We start from the raw sequence: 23,382 nt of genomic DNA, 5'->3' as shown, positions 1-23,382 counted from the left end.
ACAGGTTAAGGAGATAAGAATGATGTGGAAAAAGTGGTCGCGGATCATCTTACCAGAATTACAGTTATTAGATTTTAAACGCAACACAAAAGAAAATCAGGCGCATGCAAGAGTGCCGGGGACACATGCAGCACACACACCAAGCGGACTAGAAGCAATGAGGCCAGCCCCTTCTCAGCATAAAAGCGAGACAATCCTGCCCGTTTCAACAACAAAGTCAGGCAAAGAGAAGTCTTCACGAAAAAGACTTTATAAAGAAGAAATTGATCAATTATTTCATCTAGTTGAAACATCTGCAGGCCAGCGTGTATATGGACAAAAGGAGTATATGAAAGATCTTGTCTTATGGTTTAAAAAGCAATACTTACTTGAGGGAAGCCTTGACGGGAGGGCCCAAGTGATCTCTGTGACAGGGCCGATCGGAACAGGTAAAACGGAAGGATTGACGGAAGTCGTTAAGATGCTTCATCATCATAAACTGCTAAACAACCAGCAAGTTATTACACTCGATGTGAGCCTCTACAGTGAAAAAGATATACACTCTAATTTCGTCAAAGATTTCTCAAGCGCCTTCTCCTACGGGGGCTCAACGATTGTATTTAAAGGAATCACCCAAGCACATACACAGGTTTTAACTAACTTAGAGCAATTAGTGAAAAATGGCTATTTCCGAACAGAAGCAGGCGTCATGATTGATGCTGCAAATCATAGACTCGTCTTTATTGCTGAAAGAGAACGAGATCTGCCAGAATCGATTCGGTCACATATCACTGATCACTTGCATACAAAGCCGTTAGAGCTCGAGCATCTCATAAAAATAGCAGATCTAATGCTGCAACGAGCCCAGTCACAAGTAGCCGAGCTCACAAATAAACAAATTACCTATGATGATGCGGTGGCAAAACTATTAGCAGAGCTATCCTTGCAGGCTGAAGAAAACGGCCGTGCTTTAAAGAGATGGATCAGCATTCAGCTTATTGACAGTCTCGTCGCAGCTCGTGCCCGGGGTCAATTAGATAACCAGGCTCGTCTCATCACAGCTGAACATGCGATTTACATTGAAGGTCAGGCACAGCCGCTTCTCACATTAGAAAAAGCAGAAGCAGCGTCAGTGGAGCAGGCATTTAATGAACTCGAAAGCTTGATTGGATTAGCCGAAGTGAAGACTTTTGTACATGAACTTACGAAAACGGTTGAACTGCAAATGAAGCGAAAAGAGAGGGGCTTATCAACGACTCCGCTGACGCTTCATATGATCTTTTCTGGGAATCCTGGTACGGGTAAAACAACGGTTGCGAGACTCATTTCCTACATATTAAAAGGACTGGGTATTCTATCGAAAGGGCAGCTTGTTGAGGTCGCTCGTCAGGATTTAGTCGGAGAATATGTTGGTCACACTGGACCAAAAACGATGAGCAAAATCCAAGAAGCTCTAGGCGGGGTGCTCTTTATTGATGAGGCCTACGCTCTTTCAAGAAATCAGCATGACAGCTTCGGGCAGGAAGCCATCGATACATTGGTAAAAGGGATGGAAGATCACCGTGAAGATTTAGTCGTTATCTTAGCAGGTTACACGCAGGAAATGGAAGGTTTTCTTAAAACAAATCCTGGCCTGCGCTCACGCTTCCCGTTTCAAGTTGAGTTCTCAGATTACCAAGCCGACGAACTTTATACGATGCTTGAGTTAATGGCGCAAAAGCGTGATTACCAGCTTGATCAAGAGTCGAAGAAACCTTTAATTGAACTATTTGAACGAAAACAAATTCCTGGCCGTAATGACAGCGGCAACGGCCGCCTAGTTCGTAACGTATTAGAAGAAGCCATCCGCAAGCAATCGGTGAGAGTAAACGAGGAAGAAGCTGCCGACTATCAACTGTTAACAGTGGAAGACTTTGGTATCACGGATACTCACAATTTTGATCTTGAGGAAGAGCTCTCAGCTTATGTCGGATTAGATTCGGTGAAAAATGTGATCCGCACGCTTGAGAAACAGCTTCTTGCGAATAAACGCAGAAAAGAAGCGGGCCATACCATCCGCACAGAACAGGTGTTAAACATGGTGTTCTCCGGAAATCCAGGAACAGGTAAAACAACGATCGCCAGAACCCTTTCTCGCATGATGAAGGAGCTTGGTGTGTTGAAAAAAGGGCATCTTGTTGAAGTCGGAAGAAGTGAGCTCGTTTCCGGTTATGCTGGTCAAACGGCAGAAAAAACGAAGAGTGTCGTCGAGTCAGCCCTTGGCGGTGTGCTGTTTATTGATGAGGCGTATGCGTTAGTCGACGGACACGGCGGCTACGGGGAAGAAGCGATTAACGAGATTGTTCGGCTGATGGAAATTCATAAAGATAATTTGATTGTCATTTTAGCAGGATATGAAGACGATATGAAAAAATTACTCGATACCAATGCGGGCTTATACTCGCGCTTTCCGCTGCATATTCACTTTCCGGATTATACGGCGACGGAGCTTGTACAGATGCTTCATATCCTAACCAAGCACCGTGGTTTCCTGCTGTCACATGAGCTTGATACAGAGCTTGAAGAGGCCTTTAGAAAGAAGCAAGCAGCCGATCGTGAAGCGGCTGGAAATGGGCGGATGGTTCGAAATGAATTAGAAGCAGCAATTCGAAGACAGTCAGTGCGTATTGCTGAAATAGAGTCAAATGAACCTGAAGCACTGATCGAGCTGCAAGCAGAAGATTTCGACATCCACGCGGAAACAGAAAACAAGGATCAGGCTAAGGAGCAGTTAAATGACATTATTGGCTTGCAAAATGTGAAAACCTTTATGGAAAATCTTTTTGCTCAAGTCGCAATGAACGAAAGGCGCAAGGCGTTGAACCTGCCTGAGATCAGCGGGCAAAGTCTGCATATGTCATTTACCGGTAACCCAGGAACAGGGAAGACGACCATCGCCCGCATAGCGGCTAAACGCTTGCATGAACTCGGTGTCATAGCGACAGACCGCTTAATTGAAACCGATCGCAGCGGTCTCGTAGCTGGATATGTCGGACAGACGGCCTTAAAAACGAAACAAATCATCGATGAGGCAAGAGGCGGCGTCTTATTTATTGATGAAGCCTACAGCCTGGCTGGTGATCAATTCGGGCAAGAAGCGATTGATACGATCGTAAAAGCAATGGAAGATTTAAAAGGAGAGCTCGTGGTCATTGTTGCCGGCTATGAAAAGGAAATGACGGAATTCTGGAAGTCAAATTCTGGGTTAAGATCACGTTTCCCACATCAAATTGCCTTTCCTGACTATTCAACAGATGAGCTCGTGAAAATTGCCAACGTGATGTTCACGCATAAAGGCTACAAAATAGAGGCTGGTGCTCTTGAGGCGATTCGTGAGCAATGTGAAATGGAAACAGCAAAGGCATCCGGAGGCAACGGGCGATTTGTCCGTAATTTAATGGAAGCGACCATCCGCAAGCATTCCGTCAGACTGATGGATGTCCCTGATGCAGAGCTTGAAGAATTAATTACGATCACAAAAGAAGATGTCTCTAGAAGGGAGGAGATCGCATGATGCGTTTATTACGTGTCGGCGGAAGGCTGGTCTTTTATCCGTTTTTCTTCTTTATTGCTGTAAGTATCCTCATTGGTCCGTTTTTGGCCATTGATGATATACGGACGATGCTGCAATACGGAACACCAACCGGGTCTGTCTATCTGTTCATGATCGGTCTGTGCAGCTTCTTCCTCTATTTATCAATCCGAATAGAGACCTTAAGCTGGATTTATACAAAGTGGCCGATTCTCTGGCCAATCTTGCAAATGGGGCTATTTATGCTAATCGGCCTTGGGCTTGGAGCGACCTTTTTGAATAGTTGGGCAGAGCATAATTTCCCTTCAAAAGGCTTTGCGATCTTCCTAGCAATTGTAAGCTTCATTGGAGTAAGAGTACTGATGTCATGGTGGTTTCACCGTCATCCAGCCTCATCTCTGTTCGCAAACAGGAGGGCGATGTAGATGAACAAGCGACCATATATGCATAACGAAAAGAAGCAAGATAAAGCGAGCCAAGTGAAAAACTTGATAAATGAAGAGCGGGAGGGATCTAGTCAGAAAAGAGAACTGACCCCATCGGCCAAACTGGCACGAACAGCAATCGGACTCTTGGCGTTAATCCTTACGATCTCAGGCATGGCCTTCTCCTCAGGTACGATGTCAGATGAAGCAGCATTAGATGAAATCGCAAACCGTACATCGACTGAAATGGAGTCAGGCTTTGTACTAGATGATGCAAGCCAAGTAGCACTAAATTCACAAGATTTTGCTGTAGGCAACTTTGACGGGGGCACGGCGCGTATGCTGATCTGGGACTTCACCGGTGACAGTGAGGACCGAGTACAGATCATGGTAGACGGACAAATCATCCGTGAAAGCCATACGCTCACATCAAATGCCGCAGCATACAGCGTCCCTGTCCCAAGTGTTGTCACCATTCAAGGACTAGAAGGCCAGGCAACGTATGCAGTCAAATTCCCAGAGCGGAAATACACGATTTTCAATGCCGTCGCACCAGGCGGGGCTAATGCGTATACACTGACGCCGAGCGTGTTGCCTTAGGGGACGATGAGCGCGGTGTTGGGTGCATGGCACGGGGCAGGGGAGCAGTGCCAGGACAGGCAACCGGCACAATTATGGTGAAAGTTAATACAATCCTGCGCTAGACCAACGCATATCCGCTCGCAACTGACGCAATTCAAAGAGAGTGGCACAATTACTCGCTCAACCAACGCAATTAAGCCGAAGAGGCGCGCAATAAACTTTGGAAGCCACGCAATAAGTGGGTGAAAAGATACAATTATAAGCTACACTAAAGGAGAGAACTGTATAACTCAGTTCTCTCTTTAAATTTATCTACTATAAAAAATACTTTTTTAAATTCAGATACATCATGTATAATTAGTTGGTAGATTATGTATATAGCTATTTTCTAAAAGGTTAAATTAATTCATCTCCTCGCAATCCCGACTTGGTTTGTTATTCAGTTGATAGTTATACGAATACATGAGTTTTATTCCCATTAAAGGAGGAAAAAGTTTGCAGCAAACAAACGTGCTTGAATTAAAACTGATATCTGATAAAGGAATGGAAGGATTTTATACTTTTCACCTACCGAAAGATCAAGAAATGTATACTTCGCTTCCTGAAAATTATAAAGAAGTAAAAGAGGGTCAATATCGGATAGGAATATATTATAAAGGAGAGCCGGTTGGTTTCTTCTTGCTCCATTCAACTGATAGAGTTAAAGAATATAGTTCTAATCCACGAAGTATGTTGCTTACTGCTTTTTTAATTACTGAAAACCAACAAGGAAAAGGGTACGCAAAACAAGCAATGCTGTTACTAAAGAATTTTATTAATGAAGAATTCCCCCACTATAATGAAGTAGTTTTAGCTGTAAATCACAAAAATTATGCAGCTCAGAATTTATACATAAAAGCAGGATTTTACGACACAGGCTCACGAAAAATTGGACCATTAGGCGAACAATACATCTTGCAATTAAAGCTATGAAGAATATTAATAAATTTAAGCTAAATATGGGGTATTAAGCATGGAGCATAGAATCTTTTAGAATCATGATGAAGCTATCGTACTAATGATGAAAAGCTAATTCAATCCTTTTCCTGAACTATCTATTTAAGAATGATAAGATATGTCTTGAATAGAATCTTAGTGAAATGGATTGAGGATGATAATTTCATATAAAGGCAGGTGGTTCTATTGCAACCAGTAGACGTAGAAATAAAGAAGGCTATCTCATATAGGCAAAACCACGAGTATAAAGCGTCAAACATGCTCCTTTTAGAACTTGTACGGCAACACCCAGACCATGCAATGATAAATTATCAATGTGCTTGGAGTTATGACATATTGGGAGAAGAGTCACTTGCTGTTCCATATTATAAAAAAGCGATTACACTTGGGTTACCTAAAGATGAACTTCAAGGTGCATACCTTAGGCTTGGCAGTACGTATCGAACACTAGGACTATATGATGAATCTAAAGAAACACTTAAAGAAGGAATATCTAAATTTCCTCATAATAAAGCACTTCAAACTTTTTATGCCATGACCTTATATAATTTGAATGAACATAGCAAAGCAGTGGATCTATTGCTAAACTGCTTAGTGCAGACAACCTCAGATCCAGAAATTAAATTGTACAAAAAAGCAATCGAATTCTATTCTGATAAACTTGATCATGTGTGGAAATAGAGTACTAACGAATTCATACTTAAACCACCATACAAAAGGGGCGTTACATTTGAACGAAACAAAAGGTTATCTATTAGGCTCTGTATTCATCCTATCAGGCACACTATTGCTTGGATTAATGCATCTAGCCATTGCTTTATACTTACCCCACCTTACGAGTTGGAGTAGTCCGCCTGGAAAGTTTGTTACCATGATGAATGATATGATGGGGTGGTTTCCATATCTCTTAGGTCTCATTCTACTCGTAGCAGGTGTCGTGTTAGTATGTAGAAACTATTTTTTACATAAGCCTACTAACTAATAAGAAGGGTATAAATCTATAGCTCTTCAGCACTCTGCTCAAATTTAAAGGGGATACACCTATTTTAAGACACAAGCGGCTTTACCTTTATAGGGGAAGCCTTTTTTAGAGCTATAGAGACCTTCAAAAGTAATTACCTTTCCATCTAAGAAAGATTTCCCGCATTTTACCTCAAATTACCCTTACCAAGTCTCTATCTATCTATCAAAAACCTTTGCTATATCAGCATGATTACGATACTATATAAATCGAAATAATTACTATTTTCAATAGATGAGTTTAAATCTTCCGAGATACATAAGGACTTAAGTGGACCCATTTATACTATTGGATGGGTTTATTTTTATTACAAAAGAAAGGTGAATGGAATGCAAACGAAACGTAATTCCTTAGAAGATTATACAATTAAGTCTGTAAGTCAGCGTCAATATTTACTATTGGCGATCCCTTTAATTATCTCAGGGATTTCTACTCCTATCTTGGGTGCAGTAGACACAGCAGTAATAGGTCGTATGCCGGATGCGGCTGCAATTGGTGGTGTGGCGATTGGTGCTGTAATTTTCAATACAATGTACTGGCTTTTAGGTTTTTTACGTGTAAGTACAAGTGGCTTTACCGCACAAGCAAGCGGGGCCAATAATTATCAGGAGATGATGTTGTCTTTTATACGCCCAATGATTCTAGCCCTTCTTTTTGGGTTCTTCTTTATCACTTTTCAACAGCCAATCATTAAAATCACTATATCTATTCTTGGAGGAAGCGAAACGGTCTCTGCCTTTGCAGAGAGTTATTTCTCAATACGTATTTGGGGAGCACCCTTTGCGCTAGCAAACTATGTGATTATCGGCTGGCTGATCGGGATGGGGAGAGTACGCCTATCATTAATTACACAACTATTTATGAATCTGCTAAATATCATCTTGGATTTAGTGTTTGTTTTAGGCCTAAATATGGGCGTTCAGGGCGTAGCCTCCGCCACCCTCATAGCAGAAGTTAGTGCAGTATTATTTGGTATTGGTCTCATCCTTTATACAAAAGATATAACCTTTTCTTCTATATCCTATTCAAAGATTATGGACGTGCATCCATTACTTAAGATGGCAAAGGTGAACAGGGATTTATTTTTACGTACGATTTGTTTGCTGATTATGACTGGAATCTTTACAGCTATGGGTGCGAGCATGGGCGAGGTTACATTGGCTGCTAACGCAATTCTTTTGCAAATCCATTATTTAATGGCCTATCTATTTGGTGGATTTGCTAATGCTTCAAGTATTCTAGTTGGTCGAGCAATCGGTGAAAATAATAAGGAAGTCTACAAACGGGCATATAAGTTATCAGCCCAATGGGGCATAAGTTCGGCAGTTATAATGGCTTTAGTTATGTGGCTGTTAGGTCCGGAAATTCTATCCTTATTTACAACTATTCCAGAGGTAAGAGCTACAGCCCATACCTTTCTTATATGGATGGTTTTATTTCCGATTGTAGGATTTTGGGGATTGCAGCTTGAAGGAATATTTTCTGGGGCTACAGAAGCCAAGTCGATTAGAAATTCAATCTTTTATGCCCTCATTGTCTTTTTACTGGTAATCTGGTTATTAGTTCCCGTCTTTTTAAACCATGGTATATGGTTTGCTTTTATTATATTTAGTCTCTCTAGATCTATCTTTCTATCATTATTTATTCCAAAATTAAATAGAATGCTGTTTCATTCGCCACATAAACCCTAAGCAGTCCTATTGTTACGCCACGGGATTAGATTCGCGCTTCTTTATAAGGAGCTCTTTTTTATTACAAGGGCGATTAAGCATTCATTATAGAATGTTTTTTTGTTTGGATAGACAAAGATTATAATTACATAAAAGGGGATTAATGTTAAAGTGATCAAGTAGAGTATAAGCTGGAAGGTCTAGTATTTAGGAAAGTATTTACACATGAATGGAGAGATAGCTGTGTCAGATGAGATTAATAAAGAGATATTAAAAGAGCTTCAGAAATTAAATGAGAAAGTTGATCGATTAGAAAACCCTACATATTTGCCACCAATGAAATTTATCCTTAACTGCATCTTAATCTTTTTTACCGTTTTAGCAGCAACATCATTATTGTACATCATTCCTATGTTTTTTTAGGAGAGAGTAAATCAAGGAACTAGAGAAATTTTAGAGTAGGTGGTTATTTTTATATAATCAGAGCTGTCGTATAGTCATATAAAATGTTTTTCTAAATTAATTATTCAAAGAAGGTGAAAGGTGGATCTTCAATCTACTATTTACATATGATTTTATCAATTGCAATTGTCATCTTAGTTATCACATTTCTTAACAAAAATGGGATTTCAGTAGGGGGGTATAAGAGGAATTATCACTTGAAATTCTTTATAGGAATAGTGCTTTTAGGGATTACCTTACAAATTAGCGATTTATTTATTGATTACGAGTATTTATTTAAAGATACTGTTGAACCCATAATTGGGATCGTTGTAATCTATATAAGCATGGCAATTATTAACAGGAAGGGTTTCTTAGATAATCAGAATGTGAATGATTTTGCTGGGGGGCTATTTCTAGTTGGAGGAATTACCTTTTTATTCTTTATAATGCTTTTTCAAACTATCTAATTCCGATTTCTTCATAATACTAAAAACATTGAATACATCTCTGCCACTTCAAAAGACGATGCCATAATCGGACATCGTCTTAGTTTGTATTAGTTATAATGCAGTCTTCTTCTTTACAGCAATCCAAATTTCACTATACACATTTTCTGAATTTGAATAATCTTCTACATAAGATAGTTCCGGTGCATCGACTAACTCATAGTCGGAGCTTGGAAGCCATTCGGATGCAATTTTTGCCCAAGTGTCCTGCATCGTTTTAGGGAAGCGGCCTTTAGAAGAGAAGATCGCCCAAGTATGGCTTGCGATTTCAAGACTTTCAAGTGAGTCATATGGTCCTTCTTTCGTTGTCGGGACGCCGATCATATGTTCTAAATAACCTTTTTCTTCCGAACGACCTTCATCAAATTGATAGGACGCGTTCACTACTTGATACGGTTCCATATTCTTCAATCCATTCATTGTCTCGTACTGTTTCTCCGTAATGCTTGCTGCGAGATTTTCAATTTCTTTGTTTACGCCCTCAAACTGAATCGGGACTCTCTTTTTAACCCCTGCTATTTTAAAGGCATCCTTTTTCACTATTTTGTATTCCATCTTCATTCCTCCTTGAATAGTTAATTGGAAGGACAGCTTTGGAAAAGCTTGCAATTTATGCGATTCATGCTGCTTCACTTCAGAGGGAGTAAAACCAACCCACTCTTTGAATGCTCGCGTAAATCCATCAACAGATTCGTAACCATATTTAAACGCCGTCTCAGTTACTGAAACATTCTCACGCAATAGGTCAGACATTGCCATTGAAAGTCTTCTATTGCGAATGTACGTACCAAGACTCATTCCTGATAAGTAAGAGAACATTCGTCGAAAGTGGTAGATAGATGTCCCAGTGATTTTTTCTAGTTTTTGTGAATCGATCTCTTCGTTTAAATGGTCTTCGATATAGTCGATAGCATCATTCATGCGCTTGAGCATGTGAATCCCTCCTGTCATCTATAAGAATACCTGCCTTGTAAGCTAGATACTCGATATTTTTAATACGTTTATTGTCGGATAGAGGCCAGGTGCCAGACCTCGGGTGATTATGTATACTATTCATATACAGTCTTTAGGAAATGAAGGGTTAATGGTTTAAGTAGTAACAAAATTATATATGTAAGGACAAGAAGAGTAAATGCGAGTGACCTATACAGCAATTAAATGTTTTCAATTCCCTTTTTATCTTCATTCTGAAGGGTACGAGGATGAATTGGATTCGGTATTAGAAAGTCGTGATGAATTCGACACACAGACAGCGATTGGAAGGAAGTGCAGTTAAATGAAAGTAGTCATACAAGCATGTATAGCTTCCCTCATTATTCATGTCGTTTACTTGATGGGGACACTCGGATTTGGTTATCTCCAAACAAAGTTCTATGAACCGAACCTAGTCGGCCAATGGGAGAAAGTAGATCATCTTCAAAGTGAAGTTGGGTTTGGAGGTGTTGTTATTCCACCTTTTTTATACGCGTTTACCTTTGTGGGAATGGCGATTATCTCTGGCGTTATTATTTTCTTACTTAAAAGATCAGTAACGAAAGAATAGCTTTTATTAATTTCCTATTAAACAATAGTTCTAATACATGAGTTTTAGTTATAATTAACACGGCACACTACATAGAGTAAGGGGAATTCAAATTGGAATTTAAAACAGTCAGGACATTCTTTATAGGTGGTCTTTGCTTGTTACTTGCTGCTTGTTCTTCTGCCACGCAGCCAATGATGACACAGGAAGAGTTAGTGAATCTTATTTATGAAGAAACTGGTGAGAAGATGTATCTCCCCAAATTTGAAGCGCTCGATGTATCTTATGTATACGTCCAATATGATGAAGCCGATCATGTGAGAAGCATTGATGTACAGTATGCAGAAGGACGAACAAGTGAGATCATCGATTATTTTCAGAACCCAAGCAATACAGCAGCGTGGGAAGAACAACATCATGCAAAAAAACTTTATGGCCCCTATGAGGGTGAAGTAGCTTTTATGCTTTCTTATAGCAAGGAGGGAGTGACCTCTACGGAAGCTGATAAAGTGGTTGAGCTTGAAGAGGTAGAAGTGGGTATTCAAGAAGATATGTCCTTTACAATTCATAGCATTTCTTTAAGAGGAGAATATCGTTTAGCGTATAATAATGATTATGTGACGGAGGAAGAAGCTTTAGAGCATACTCGCTCATATTTGATGAATGTGGAGTAAGATAGAGAGCTTTCAATTGGAAAATGTTATTCCATGAATGAATCAAGTATGGTTTTAATAGGAATGAGTATTTGAGAGGGTGAATGAGATGAAAGAACAACAACTCGAACAATCCAGTAACTTAGCAGTCGAAGCGAGAGGGCTTGTCAAAGTTTTTGGGGATCACCGAGCAGTGGATGGAGTTGATTTATCCATTCAAAAAGGAACAGTATATGGCTTTTTAGGGCCTAACGGGGCAGGGAAGACGACGACCATTCGCATGCTTGCGACATTGCTGCAGCCAGATGAGGGATCAGCTCGCATATTTGGTCATGATTTGGTTCAAGAAACAGAGGCCATCAAAAGCCGTATTAGCCTGACGGGTCAATATGCCTCAATTGACGAGGATTTAACCGGCGTTGAGAATCTAGTGATGATAGCCAGATTAATGGGTTATTCAAAAAAAGAGGCAAAAGGACGTGCAAATGAATTACTTAGTGCCTTTGGCCTCGAAGAAGCATCAAAAAGACAAGTAAAGACATATTCTGGCGGCATGCGCCGTCGTATTGATATTGCAGCGAGTATCGTTGTGACACCAGAGCTGTTATTTCTGGATGAGCCGACGACTGGATTAGATCCACGGAGCCGCAACCAAGTGTGGGATATCGTTCGTGCTTTAGTGAATGCTGGCACGACAGTGTTATTAACGACTCAATATTTAGAGGAAGCCGATCAATTAGCGGATCGAATTGCTGTGATAAATAAAGGAAAGATTATTGCCGAAGGAACGAGTAACGATTTAAAGGCTTCAGTAGGTACAGGAACGTTGAATGTATCACTTCTTAATCCAGAAGATCGTCCAAGGGCTATTAGTGTTCTGGCACAAAAACTGCAAGTGACGGTTTCCCCCGCTGGCGATGTTGCTTCTCTCACCGCTCAAGTCGCCGATGCTTCATTAGCAGCTGAGGCCCTTGGTGAATTAGCGAAGGAGAAAATAGCTGTACATAATTTCTCACTCGGTCAGCCTAGTCTAGATGAGGTGTTTCTAACGTTAACAGATCAGTCTGTGGAGGAAGCGAAAGAAAGTGAGGAAGCAAGATAATGAATAATCAATCAGAGACGAAAGAACAAAACGGAGCAGATGCAAAACTACTTGATGCGATTGCCTCAAGTAAACGCCCAGATCGGCCGAGTGCCTTATCTTCATCTCTCACATTTGCCAAAAGGGCTATGCTTCGGATTAAGCATATTCCTGAGCAGCTATTTGATGTGACTGTCTTTCCGATTATCTTTCTATTAATGTTTACGTATTTATTTGGAGGGGCGATTGCGGGATCGACGAGTGAATATTTACAATTCCTCCTTCCCGGTATTCTTGTCATGACTGTAGCGCAAATTACGATGTACACCGGGATTGACTTAAACAATGATATTAGAAAGGGGATTTTTGATCGATTCCGCACGTTACCGATTTGGCTTCCTTCTGCATTAGTAGGTGCATTACTCGTTGATACTGTTCGTTACTCAATTGCCTCGGCCATTATGATCGGACTTGGTTTTCTGCTTGGCTTCAGACCGGATGGCGGGTTTATTGGGATCATTCAAGCAGTCGCGTTAATGTTATTTTTCTGCTTTAGTTTATCATGGATCTGGACGACATTGGGACTTATCATGCGCTCTGAGAAATCATTGATGATGGTCAGCATGATGGTACTCTTTCCGCTCACGTTCGTCAGTAATGTATTCGTAGATCCAGAGACGCTGCCAGGCTGGTTGGAAAAGTTTGTTGATGTAAACCCGATCTCACTTCTAGTGACTGCTGTTCGTGGATTGATGCATGGGACGGCTACACTTGAACAAATTGGCTGGGTGCTCTTTGTCTCTGTGCTAATAATGGCTATATTCGCACCTTTGACGATGTATTTATACCGTAAGAAATAAGGGTGGCTGAGCTTAACGACTAGATGTCTGTCGTTAAGCTTTTTGAAGTTAACTTCTAGAGGAATATTAGTAAATAAAACCATAAATAAGGAGAATTATGGTAAAGTAATAATGGTAAGACTTAGCAGGAATGGCGAGAAGACAGCCTTATTGACAGGCAAGTAAGAGGTGGGATAGAAGGATGCAAATTTCTTTAGCAAACCTATACATGTATCAGAAGTGATTACGTTTTTAATGAATATTATGAGAAAATAAGTTGTGTTTGCAAAAGCAGAATGAGAATTTAAAACCTAGGCTTTTAACAATAAATCTCTTGAAAGTATTAAAAAGGAGTCTAATTAAATGATCAATTGGCAGCCCAAAACGTTCTCTGCTGAAGATAGACTGAAAATGACAGACAACATCCTCGACCATTTCAAAACAAAATACAAGAAAGATCTACTATCACTTGCCATTGAGGGATCAACAGCCAAGGGGATGAACACGCCTTTTTCGGATTTAGAGTTAAGAGTGGTACTCAATAACTATGAAAACGGGTGGTTCCCCTTCTTTTTTCAAGGAATGTACATTGGAATCAGCATGAGCTCGCGAGAAAAAATGTTATCCGAAGCAAGCAAAATTGATTATGAATGGCCGGTGAAAAGTGATACTCTATTCACCTCTAAAATAGTATATGACCCAACTGAGTTGTATAAAGAGTTACGTAATATAGCTGAAAAGACAGAAGGCGAAACGAACTTCAAGCTTTTGTTAACAGAGGCTATCGCAGATATGTATGAGCATGTATATAAAGTATTCCCACTTACTGAAGGGGATGAAATGGCAATGACAAATGAAGCCAGGCAGATTGCTTATTGGGCCGCCCTGTGTGTCGGCTTAAGCAACAAACATAGATATGTATCTAGCAGAACGATGTATAAAGAAAGTTTCCATTTAAACGATTTGCCTGATGGTTATGAAGAGCACATGCATGAATTATTAACACTAGAAACCACTGCCTCAAAAATAAAACAAAGCACGGCTTGCTTATGGACCTCGTTTGAAAAGTGGGCTAAAGAAGACGGCATCACACTTAATAAACACGATTTAACTTTCTTATAAGTTTTAAAACGTTTCTACAAATATAAATGAGGCTTGAAACAATGAACAAAATACATATTATTGGCTCAGTCGGAAGCGGTAAAACCACTTTAGCAAGAGAATTATCCGCAATATTAAATCTCCCACATATAGAATTAGATAATGTTTCTTGGGAGAGAAGAACTTCAGGAGATAGAAGGCGAACAGAGGAAGAATGTGCAGCCTTATTACATACCCTCGTTCAATCAGACCAGTGGATTATTGAGGGAGTACATACGAAAGAATGGGTTGACACTAGTTTTCGTAATGCCGATTTGATTATATTTTTAGATACAGCTAACCACGCTAGATTGTTTAGAATCATGAGGAGATATTTGTTACAGAAACTAAAAATTGAATCTTCAAATTATAAACCAACCAAAGAAATCTTGTTTAATATGTTTAAATGGAACAAGCACTTTGAGGATGTTGCAAAGCCAGAATTTTTCAAGAAATATGCTCCATTACAAGATAAAATACTCATCGTAAAAAATAAAAGATCGGTAGACGAATATAAGCAATCATTATCTGCTAAATAGATTAGGCTCCCTATAAGAAAGGATTTAAAAGTCATGTGGAAAAAACTTGAATGCATTGCGATTTTTACAGAGGATATTAAGGAATCCATCGCTTTCTATCAATCATTAGGGTTAACAAAAGCGTGGGAAGCATATCAAGACGAAGAACAATGGATGCTCGTCGGTATGAGGTTTCCTGATGGGGAGTCTGAGCTCGTGTTGAAGAACAACCCCAACCTTAACTTTTCTGAAATCGAGATCGTTTGTGAGGACGTTCAACATACATATGAAACTCTAAAAACAAATCCTGAAATAAAGTGGATTCGGACACCTTTTCCTAATTCGTTAAGCGGACACGTCGCAGTGATGCAGGCACCAGATGGGAATGTGTTTGTTTTGGTGGGGAGCTAGGTAGAAGAAATGCTGTTCTGGATCTACATAACAAAGTGAGGAGGAATAACGTGAAGAGAGGTGATTTTTTGTATAAGACACGTTGGGCCACAGCTGACGAATTACCGATTATGTCCGAGTATTGGTGTTTAATGGCAAATGAGATGGCTGATAACGATGGTACGCCAGAACCTGATAATGAAAGAGTCTATCAAGTTAAAGAATTATTTATAAACGAATATAAAGCAGGACATTTAGCCTTTAGAGTAGCAGTTGATAAAGAGGATCGCATCATAGCATGCGCAGGTGGATTAATACGTACTGAGTATGCCTATCCTCTTGCAGAAGAACCAACGTTATTTGGATGGATTATATCGGTATATACAAATAAAGCACATCGAAAGCAGGGCTTAGCTAAGGATTTAATTGATGAAATTTGCTTATGGTTGAAAGAAAACGGAGCAAATAGGGCAAGGCTATGGTCAAGTTCGCTTGCAAAAAATATGTATGAAGAATTAGGGTTCCAACAGATGTTCGATCTGGAGAAAAAACTATAAAAAAACATCATTCATACTATGGCAGGGAATAAGAAAGGAAGAAAACATTGAATAACCCATCCATCACACAATCTAAAGATATTAACCTGAACACAAAATCTATCGTATCACTTACTTTTGGGGTTACCGCATTGTTTATCGGTTATTTTAGTTTAGCGGGCATCGCCATAGCTAGTATCGGTTTTATTCTTGCTTTTCTAAGTTTGAGAGAAATTCATTACACTGCACAGCGGGGAAGAGCATTGGCTGTTGCTGCACTCACCTGCAACGCTCTAGCTATTCTACTCCCGTTGATAACAATAATGATAAATCTTATTCTACTTACCCCTGTAGATTTTAAGATGGTTGTATCTTAAAAATAAAAAGAAAGACTGAAACTTAATTCGTTCCTCTCATTTTTTCGTCGCTTTCACCAGTAAAAAATAACCGCCTCATTAGACGGTTATTTTTTATGTTCAACTTTACTCTAAGAAATATATCTCCCACATTATGCTTCTAACCAGTCTTGTGACCATCTTTCCATTTCTCGCATGAGAGGCTCAAGTGAAATTCCTTTTTTAGTTAAAGAATATTCGATTCGAACGGGAGTTTCTGGAAACACTTCACGTTTTACAATTCCTTCGTTTTCAAGGTCCTTTAACCTTTCTGAGAGGACTCTTCCACTGACACCGATTGCCGATTCAATACTGCAAAAACGCTGTGGACCAGTTAGAAGCTGGTAAATGATTAAACCTGTCCATCTTTGACTCATTAAACCCATAGCTTTTTCAAATCTAGGACAAATCGACTTATCCAATTCAATCAACTCCTCACTTCACATATTATAAACTGCTACGAGAAATAATAAAATTATTTTATATCAAAAAGTTACTTGACGTCATATAATTACAATTATATACTAACTTACATAAAGTAAGTTGATTATAAAACGTGTAAATCTATTCGGATTTTCAGGAGGTAACTATAATGAATTTTCATCGTGAGCCTACTACATATGTAGGTCAAGTAAACCTTAAAGTACAAGATTTAGACCGTTCTATTGCTTTTTATAAAGAAGTGATTGGGTTTAAAGTGCTAAACCAAACGCCCAGATCCGCCGTATTCACAGCGGATGGAACAACAGCATTATTATCAGTAGAACAACCAGACCAAGTCGTTCCAAAACAAGCAAGAACGACGGGCTTATATCACTTTGCTCTCCTTCTGCCAAAGCGAGAGGATTTAGCTCAGATTGTCCATCATTTTGTGAGACATGACGTACAGTTAGGTTCTTCTGACCATCTTGTAAGTGAGGCTCTTTATTTATCTGATCCAGATGGAAACGGTATTGAGATCTATGTAGACAGAGACCCATCCGAGTGGAGCTGGAGCAATGGAGAGGTACAAATGGCAGTTGATCCGTTGAATTTCCCTGATCTTTTAACAACGCATAAACAGCAGCCATGGAAAGGCCTTCCGGCAGGTACAGTCATGGGCCATATCCATCTACATGTATCAGAACTAAGAAAGACTGAAGAGTTTTATATCAAGGGTCTTGGTTTTGAGGTTGTCAATCGATTCGGCAGTCAGGCGCTTTTCATTGCAGATGGACAGTACCATCATCATATCGGGTTAAATACGTGGGCTGGGGTAGGGGCTCCGACACCGCCGCTAAATAGTGTAGGACTCGAATCATTTGATCTTATGCTCTCAAGTGAGGAAAAGAGAAATCAAATTATTACACAGTTAAAAGAAATCGGAGCAACCGTAATAGAAGACGAGGGTTCTACTGTAACTGTAGACCCTTCAGGAAATCGCATTCGGTTGATAGCAAAACAATAGAAGGCTCCCTACCTATTGAAGTTGGAATGAAAATAGTAAAAACATTTGGATAAAAGCTAGATTCGATAAGTAAAATTCTATTTAAACGAAATTAAGAAACATAGAGGAGAATGAACAGTGGCACAAAAATTTGAAGTAAGTCTATTAATAATTCGTGTCGTATTAGGAGTGACATTTTTAATTCACGGGATTGATAAGTTTCAAATGGGGCTTGGTAACGTAGCAGGGTGGTTTGAAAGTATCGGTATTATGGGCTTTTTCGGTTATGTTGTTGCGAGCATTGAGCTTGTTGGTGGAATTGCCTTAATCCTAGGAGTTGGCACAAGAATAATTTCTGCATTGATTGGATTCATCATGCTAGGGGCGATCTTTATGGTCAAATTACCACTCGGTTTCATGGGTGCAGAAGCAGCAGCAGGTTATGAATTAGACATAGCTTTATTGGCAATGGCAGCTGCCCTTGTTATTAGTGGCAGCAAACTGCTTGCATTGGACAATAAATTCTTTGGAAACAAAAACGAAAATTCGAGTACAAGAATAAGCGCATAAAACTAATTAAACCGACCTTTTAAATAAAAGAAGGTCGGTTTCTTTCTCGTTTAATGATTTAAATATAATACCTTATTTAATAGTTTACCCTCGTTCATTCAAAGGCTGAACCGGGCGGTGGTTCTCTTCATAAATCTCTTGGAATGCTTGAATTTGTTCCGCTGATTTTTGAATTGGCTCTTTGAATACAATCCATTTTACTTCTTCCGTACATGGCGGGGTAGTTAGTGATCCGTTGTAATGGAAGGAGGATTGGTCATCAGGCAAGAGATTTTGAAGGTTGATAGGCTCCTCTAATGCAACCTCATTTTCTGTTTCCTCTTCCGGCAGCTCTCCCCATGCAGGCGCGAGCTCTTCGTTTTCCGCACCTTCTTCAATCATCACACCTAAGACTGCTAGATTGCCATTAATATCTTGATGTACAAGATGCAGCTCCATGTCATAATGCTCTCCGTTAAATTGGTGTTCACTTGGAGTGTGGAAATGAAATTGAACTAACTGATATTCTTGTCCATCTAACGTGATCGCATTATTCTCATCAACTGCATTCTTTTGAATCGTGTGACCATTGTTAACGAGTGAAAAAGAAGCAGGCTCGTATTGAATATCAATCTCCTCTATTTGTTGATTTGCCTCCATTTCAGCCAAATCAATATTAATCGGTGATTGTTCACTGCCATCAACACATGCCGAATAAGAAGCGTGTAAATGACCCCAATGCTCAGGTCCAGATTCCCCTTCATAAGACCATTCCGTAAGTTCCTCAGTAGATTCCTCCTGAGTTTCATCACTAGGTTCCGTCGAGTCTGTGATTGGTGGGGTTTCTACAGGCGCGGTTTCTGTTTGTTCTGCGCAAGCCGCTAATGCCAAACTTGCAGCGACTAATAAGTAAATAGATTTCCTTTTCATCATTCTCTCTCTCCTTTTCTCTGTTAATACTCCCAGCAACTACCATACTAAAAATTGGAACGGAATCATGTGAAAAATCTATGACAGATAAAGTAAGTAAGAACCGACTAAAAGCGTACTAATAAAGCCTGAGACCATTGAGGGAGTTAGAGCAGGTAGGGGGACGCAATTATATCAAAAGTCTATACAATTCCTCACTGAACGGGCGCATATCCCAATGCAACTGACGCAATTACAGCCGACTGACGCAATTAGTCGCTCAACCAACTCAATTAAGCCGAAAAGCTGCGCAATAACTCGAGCAACCAACTCAATTACTTGCCGCAATAATACAATTAACAGCCTCTCATCATAAAAGAGGGAGGCCGGCACTATGCCAGCTGCCCATTTTACTGTTTATTCCAAAAATCACTTGCAACTCTCCACCTGCATATGATAATCTAATTTTACAGATTGATGATCTAATTTATTAGATTGAGAGGAGAACGGATTATGTCAAACCCAAAAAAATCACTCGACATCTCAGTGGAACAGGCGAAATTATTAGGAAACGCGCTCCGTGTAAAAATCATGAAGCAGCTGTTAGATGATCCGAAAACCTCGAAGCAAGTGGCAACTCAGCTTGGACACTCGCCAGGAAATGTGCATTATCACCTGAAGAAGCTTCATGAAGGCGGCCTCGTGGAATTAGTGAAAGAAAAGCCATTTGGCGGAGTGGTGGAGAAGTACTATCAAGCCGTAGCCAGCCGGTTTAATTCACCAGGAGGCGCAATGGATCCCGTTTTACAAGAGGGATTTAATTCACGTGATTCCTCGCTCATCAGTATTCGTTTAGAACTGACTGCCAAGCAGCGTAAAAATCTTCAGGAAGAATTTTTAGAGTTTTTGGAATCATGGGTCGAGAAATCTTCCCACACTCAAGCAGACGAGAAAACAGAAGAGTTCAGTGTCGGCGTGAAAATCGTCTCAACTGAACCAAAGGGGGAAGAAGAATGAAACTGTTCTTAAATCGCAACTTTGCCTGCATGTTTTTTGGCCGGATATTAACGAATGTAGGTGACAGCTTATATGCTGTTGCCGCGATGTGGCTCGTATATGATCTAGGAGGCTCGACATTTTATACCGGCCTTGCTGGTTTTTTAACGATTCTCCCTAGAATGATTCAGCTTCTCGCAGGGCCGATTATTGACCGTCTTCCTATTAGAAAACTCCTCATCACGACACAGCTCACACAAGCACTTCTATTACTCATCATACCTGTCGCTTCCTACTATGGATTTCTCACTGTGACGCTCGTATTAATCATTTCTCCAATCCTAACAACGCTGAATATGTTTGTGTATCCAGCCCAGATGGCCGCACTACCGTCCCTTGTTGAAAATGACGACTTAACAAAAGCAAATTCTTATTTTACCGTGGCCTATCAAGGGATCGAAATTGGCTGTAATGCGATTGCTGGTGTGTTGATTGTGGCTATTGGTGCCGTATCGATTTACGTGTTAGATTCGGTAATGTTTTTGATTGGAGCCATTTTATTTTCATTCTTAAGGGTACCAGCAGCTCCTAAGAACACGAGCAAGGAAAGTAAAAGCCTGCCAACCTTTATGCGAACGTACGCAAGTGAGTTAAAAGAAGGAGTAAGTGTCCTTTTCAACAAAACCTTATCTAAACTGCTGATTGGTGTCATCGGGATCAATCTTGTCGGTGGCGCAACCTTCGTCGTACTGCCCGCATTCAGTGACTATAAAGGCGGGGTAGAGATATATGGATTTCTACTTATGGCGCAAGCTGCCGGGAGCCTTACCGGTGCTCTTTTGACCCCGTACTTGAAGCTTGAGCGGTTTGGATTGGGAAAGGTGTATGCCTATGCGTTCATGGTGAGCGGGATTCTATGGTCGGTTGCCATTTTCAGTCCGTGGACGTGGCTTGTGGTCACTCTTTATGGCTTAGCATGGCTGCCAGGCGGGATTACTAACATTCTCATTAACACTGTGCTGCAAAAAGGAATTCCAAAAAACCTCTTGGGACGCGTGTTCTCTGCTGCCTATAGTGTCTCAGGCATTGCACTGCCACTCGGCTCTATGGCCGGCGGGGTGCTAGGGGTGTATATTGGCAGCCAGTATGTGATTGCATTAAGCGGTATTGTTGTTCTATGTGTCGGACTTATCTGGCTTGTCGACAAGCAAACGCGAAACCTTCCAAAAATCAACGAGATTAACGAGAGTACCTTTATAAAAGACGAACCAAAACAAATAATCTTAACAGAAACAGTGTAGATGAAATCGTTTCATGTTACATTATGACTAACGACAAATAGCCAAAGATAAGGAGCTCTCTTAATGACTACAATACACAAGGAATTAACTGCTGAACAACGTGAGGAATTACTAACAAAATTAAAAAAACGCTTCGAGAAACATATGAACCGCCATGAAGGAATGGAATGGGATGCAGTCCAAGCGAAAATCGACGCTCACCCGGATAAACTTTGGACACTGTTTCAAATGGAAGAAACAGAAGGCGAGCCAGATGTTGTTGCTTATGATGCGGAAGCAGACGAATACATCTTTTATGACTGTTCAAAAGAAAGCCCGAAAGGCCGCAGAAGTGTGTGCTATGACCGTGAAGCCTTGGAATCACGAAAAAAATACAAGCCAGAAACAAGTGCGATTGATTTGGCTGCGGAACTAGGGATTGATCTTTTAACAGAAGAGGAATACCGCTACCTGCAGACTTTAGGAGAATTTGATAAAAAGACATCCAGCTGGGTTATGACGCCTAGCCATATCAGAGATCTTGGCGGAGCCTTATTCTGTGACCGCCGTTATGACACGATTTTTGTCTATCATAATGGAGCTGATTCTTATTTTGGCGCACGAGGATTCCGCGGATCCGTTAGAATTTAACGTTGAAATAATTGCACTACTAACGTATAGTAGATAGTAACTAATGAGAGGAGGGTTGTTAAAAATGATGCATGCAGGAAGATTACGCCAAGAAACTTTGAACACGAAGTAATTTCATAGTTCAAAGGCTCTGTTTTAATAAATCAAACAGAGTAAACGGGAGTAGTCTGCACATTTTTAATAATCCTTTACGGACAAATGTACATTTTTGACGTGAAGAAGGCAGATACCTATCTGTCTTTTTTTCGTATGCTTAGATAGTTGAGACGTCTATTTGAGATCGCCTCGTTTACTCTAACACACAGACAGGAGCCCAGAAGCCAGTCTGTGTTTTTTTATGGCCAGATCCTTTATCACTAAAACCACTAGGAGGAAATCAACATGAATACACGTAAACTCAAACAATTAGCCGAGCAGAACGGATTAGATATTTTAGAAGCCTCGATAAAAATCAATGAATCAGGTGTAGATTTTCAGGTCGCACATGCCGAGGATGAAAAAGGGGATAAATGGATTCTTAGAGTGCCAAGAAGACCGGAATCGATGAGACATGCCGAGAAAGAGAAACAAGCGTTAAACATCATGCAAAAAGAGGCAAGCTTTCAAGTCCCAGACTGGTCAATTTACTCAAATGATCTGATTGCCTATAAACAGCTTAATGGAGTACCAGCAGCGACCATTGATATGGAGTTACAAGCATATGTTTGGAGCTTTGATGAAAAGAATGTACCTGCAAACTATTATGAGACACTAGGGAAATCACTAGCAAATCTGCACAATTTACCTGAGGCTCCATTTAAGAAAACGGGCATCGAGATGATTGAAGCAAGCGAGTTAAGATTGTCAATGAAACAACGTATGGAGAAAGTAAAAGAAACGTATGAAGTGAATTCAAACCTATGGGATAGATGGCAGACGTGGCTCAGTGAAGATTCATTGTGGCCAAAGCATGTGGGAGTGAGACATGGTGACATGCACCCTGGACATATTTTAATAGATGCAAATCAACGTGTAACAGGCTTTATTGACTGGACCGAAGTTGGGATAGGAGATGTATCGATCGACTTTATGTCGCATCAACTGCTGTTTGGAAAAGAGGGGCTCCAAAAGATCATCGCGGCCTATGACAATGCAGGGGGCAGAACGTGGTCAAAAATGGAGGAGCATATCACCGAGCTATTAACGACAAGCGGCATTACCGTTGCCGAGTACGCTGAAGTATCCGGCTTAAAAGAAATGCATGAGACAGCGGTTCACATGCTAGCAAGTGAATGATACGACATAGAATACTAGCTTAGACAGT

General features: G+C 40.3%; 27 protein-coding genes. 24 read left to right on the top strand and 3 right to left on the bottom strand.

Going from position 1 to position 23,382, the window contains the following annotated elements:
- The first annotated feature begins 19 nt into the window (after window positions 1–19).
- From BPOF4_RS09485 to BPOF4_RS09445, 9 genes are all read left to right on the top strand, one after another.
- A complete protein-coding gene (locus BPOF4_RS09485; protein WP_041822414.1) occupies window positions 20–3,532 on the top strand; it encodes an AAA family ATPase in 3,513 nt (1,170 codons plus the stop codon).
- Window positions 3,529–3,975, top strand: coding sequence for a hypothetical protein (locus BPOF4_RS09480; RefSeq protein WP_012958919.1), 447 nt, complete (start codon window positions 3,529–3,531; stop codon window positions 3,973–3,975). The genes BPOF4_RS09485 and BPOF4_RS09480 overlap by 4 nt, the downstream gene beginning before the upstream one ends.
- The gene (locus BPOF4_RS09475; RefSeq protein WP_012958918.1) at window positions 3,976–4,575 is read left to right on the top strand and encodes a hypothetical protein; all 600 of its coding nucleotides are present in this window, start codon (window positions 3,976–3,978) and stop codon (window positions 4,573–4,575) included. It begins immediately after the preceding gene.
- Window positions 4,576–5,052: 477 nt separating this feature from the next.
- A complete protein-coding gene (locus tag BPOF4_RS09470) occupies window positions 5,053–5,529 on the top strand; it encodes a GNAT family N-acetyltransferase (protein WP_012958917.1) in 477 nt (158 codons plus the stop codon).
- 324 nt (window positions 5,530–5,853) lie between these two features.
- Window positions 5,854–6,234, top strand: coding sequence for a tetratricopeptide repeat protein (locus tag BPOF4_RS09465; protein ID WP_337999212.1), 381 nt, complete (start codon window positions 5,854–5,856; stop codon window positions 6,232–6,234).
- 49 nt (window positions 6,235–6,283) lie between these two features.
- Window positions 6,284–6,535, top strand: a complete 252-nt coding sequence (locus tag BPOF4_RS09460) for a hypothetical protein (protein ID WP_012958915.1) — start codon at window positions 6,284–6,286, stop codon at window positions 6,533–6,535.
- A 368-nt stretch (window positions 6,536–6,903) separates the two neighbouring features.
- Window positions 6,904–8,265: an MATE family efflux transporter gene (locus BPOF4_RS09455; protein ID WP_012958914.1), complete on the top strand. Its 1,362-nt coding sequence runs from the start codon at window positions 6,904–6,906 to the stop codon at window positions 8,263–8,265.
- 222 nt (window positions 8,266–8,487) lie between these two features.
- Window positions 8,488–8,667: a dynein light chain family protein gene (locus tag BPOF4_RS09450; protein ID WP_148229516.1), complete on the top strand. Its 180-nt coding sequence runs from the start codon at window positions 8,488–8,490 to the stop codon at window positions 8,665–8,667.
- Between the two features lie 113 nt (window positions 8,668–8,780).
- Window positions 8,781–9,155: a hypothetical protein gene (locus tag BPOF4_RS09445; RefSeq protein WP_158305563.1), complete on the top strand. Its 375-nt coding sequence runs from the start codon at window positions 8,781–8,783 to the stop codon at window positions 9,153–9,155.
- A gap of 93 nt (window positions 9,156–9,248) precedes the next feature.
- On the opposite strand, the gene BPOF4_RS09440 is transcribed toward BPOF4_RS09445, so the two are convergent.
- Complete coding sequence (locus tag BPOF4_RS09440) at window positions 9,249–10,127, bottom strand: AraC family transcriptional regulator (RefSeq protein ID WP_012958911.1); 879 nt, start codon at window positions 10,125–10,127, stop codon at window positions 9,249–9,251.
- Between the two features lie 343 nt (window positions 10,128–10,470).
- Here BPOF4_RS09440 and BPOF4_RS09435 point away from each other — a divergent pair, with 343 nt between their 5' ends.
- The 9 genes from BPOF4_RS09435 to BPOF4_RS09395 all read left to right on the top strand — a co-directional run bounded on the left by BPOF4_RS09435 (window position 10,471) and on the right by BPOF4_RS09395 (window position 16,250).
- Window positions 10,471–10,737 carry a hypothetical protein gene (locus BPOF4_RS09435; protein WP_012958910.1) on the top strand — a complete coding sequence of 89 codons (267 nt, stop codon included), beginning with the start codon at window positions 10,471–10,473 and terminating at the stop codon, window positions 10,735–10,737.
- 92 nt (window positions 10,738–10,829) lie between these two features.
- Entirely contained in the window at window positions 10,830–11,390 is a 561-nt protein-coding gene (locus tag BPOF4_RS09430) for a hypothetical protein (protein WP_148229515.1), read from the top strand.
- Between the two features lie 88 nt (window positions 11,391–11,478).
- A complete protein-coding gene (locus BPOF4_RS09425) occupies window positions 11,479–12,471 on the top strand; it encodes an ATP-binding cassette domain-containing protein (protein ID WP_012958908.1) in 993 nt (330 codons plus the stop codon).
- Window positions 12,471–13,310 carry an ABC transporter permease gene (locus BPOF4_RS09420; protein ID WP_012958907.1) on the top strand — a complete coding sequence of 280 codons (840 nt, stop codon included), beginning with the start codon at window positions 12,471–12,473 and terminating at the stop codon, window positions 13,308–13,310. Before BPOF4_RS09425 ends, BPOF4_RS09420 begins: the two co-directional genes overlap by 1 nt.
- Window positions 13,311–13,652: 342 nt before the next feature.
- Entirely contained in the window at window positions 13,653–14,411 is a 759-nt protein-coding gene (locus BPOF4_RS09415) for a kanamycin nucleotidyltransferase C-terminal domain-containing protein (protein ID WP_012958906.1), read from the top strand.
- 41 nt (window positions 14,412–14,452) lie between these two features.
- The gene (locus tag BPOF4_RS09410) at window positions 14,453–14,968 is read left to right on the top strand and encodes an AAA family ATPase (protein ID WP_012958905.1); all 516 of its coding nucleotides are present in this window, start codon (window positions 14,453–14,455) and stop codon (window positions 14,966–14,968) included.
- Between the two features lie 33 nt (window positions 14,969–15,001).
- A complete protein-coding gene (locus BPOF4_RS09405) occupies window positions 15,002–15,358 on the top strand; it encodes a VOC family protein (protein ID WP_012958904.1) in 357 nt (118 codons plus the stop codon).
- Window positions 15,359–15,408: 50 nt separating this feature from the next.
- Window positions 15,409–15,894, top strand: a complete 486-nt coding sequence (locus BPOF4_RS09400) for a GNAT family N-acetyltransferase (protein ID WP_012958903.1) — start codon at window positions 15,409–15,411, stop codon at window positions 15,892–15,894.
- Between the two features lie 47 nt (window positions 15,895–15,941).
- Complete coding sequence (locus BPOF4_RS09395; protein WP_012958902.1) at window positions 15,942–16,250, top strand: DUF4190 domain-containing protein; 309 nt, start codon at window positions 15,942–15,944, stop codon at window positions 16,248–16,250.
- Window positions 16,251–16,381: 131 nt separating this feature from the next.
- Here BPOF4_RS09395 and BPOF4_RS09390 read toward each other — a convergent pair whose 3' ends face one another.
- Window positions 16,382–16,690 (bottom strand): winged helix-turn-helix transcriptional regulator, encoded by a 309-nt coding sequence (locus BPOF4_RS09390; RefSeq protein ID WP_012958901.1) that lies wholly within the window; start codon window positions 16,688–16,690, stop codon window positions 16,382–16,384.
- A 170-nt stretch (window positions 16,691–16,860) separates the two neighbouring features.
- Between BPOF4_RS09390 and BPOF4_RS09385 the strand changes: the two genes are divergently transcribed.
- Window positions 16,861–17,715 carry a VOC family protein gene (locus tag BPOF4_RS09385; RefSeq protein ID WP_012958900.1) on the top strand — a complete coding sequence of 285 codons (855 nt, stop codon included), beginning with the start codon at window positions 16,861–16,863 and terminating at the stop codon, window positions 17,713–17,715.
- 117 nt (window positions 17,716–17,832) lie between these two features.
- Window positions 17,833–18,264 carry a DoxX family protein gene (locus BPOF4_RS09380; RefSeq protein WP_012958899.1) on the top strand — a complete coding sequence of 144 codons (432 nt, stop codon included), beginning with the start codon at window positions 17,833–17,835 and terminating at the stop codon, window positions 18,262–18,264.
- An 84-nt stretch (window positions 18,265–18,348) separates the two neighbouring features.
- Here BPOF4_RS09380 and BPOF4_RS09375 read toward each other — a convergent pair whose 3' ends face one another.
- Window positions 18,349–19,176, bottom strand: a complete 828-nt coding sequence (locus BPOF4_RS09375) for a carbonic anhydrase (RefSeq protein ID WP_041822401.1) — start codon at window positions 19,174–19,176, stop codon at window positions 18,349–18,351.
- A 489-nt stretch (window positions 19,177–19,665) separates the two neighbouring features.
- Here BPOF4_RS09375 and BPOF4_RS09370 point away from each other — a divergent pair, with 489 nt between their 5' ends.
- From BPOF4_RS09370 to BPOF4_RS09355, 4 genes are all read left to right on the top strand, one after another.
- Entirely contained in the window at window positions 19,666–20,169 is a 504-nt protein-coding gene (locus BPOF4_RS09370; RefSeq protein WP_012958897.1) for an ArsR/SmtB family transcription factor, read from the top strand.
- Window positions 20,166–21,449, top strand: coding sequence for an MFS transporter (locus tag BPOF4_RS09365; protein WP_012958896.1), 1,284 nt, complete (start codon window positions 20,166–20,168; stop codon window positions 21,447–21,449). Before BPOF4_RS09370 ends, BPOF4_RS09365 begins: the two co-directional genes overlap by 4 nt.
- A 63-nt stretch (window positions 21,450–21,512) precedes the next feature.
- Complete coding sequence (locus BPOF4_RS09360) at window positions 21,513–22,079, top strand: DUF4256 domain-containing protein (protein WP_012958895.1); 567 nt, start codon at window positions 21,513–21,515, stop codon at window positions 22,077–22,079.
- 381 nt (window positions 22,080–22,460) lie between these two features.
- On the top strand, window positions 22,461–23,354 hold the full coding sequence (locus tag BPOF4_RS09355) for a macrolide 2'-phosphotransferase (protein WP_012958894.1): 894 nt from the start codon (window positions 22,461–22,463) through the stop codon (window positions 23,352–23,354).
- Window positions 23,355–23,382: the final 28 nt, after the last annotated feature.

Origin of the sequence: Alkalihalophilus pseudofirmus OF4 (assembly GCF_000005825.2) — a bacterium.
GTDB classification, from domain to species: Bacteria; Bacillota; Bacilli; order Bacillales; family Bacillaceae_D; genus Alkalihalophilus; species Alkalihalophilus pseudofirmus.
The sequence above is the reverse complement of the archived record's forward strand: the minus strand, read 5'-3'. Positions and strand labels throughout refer to the sequence as shown.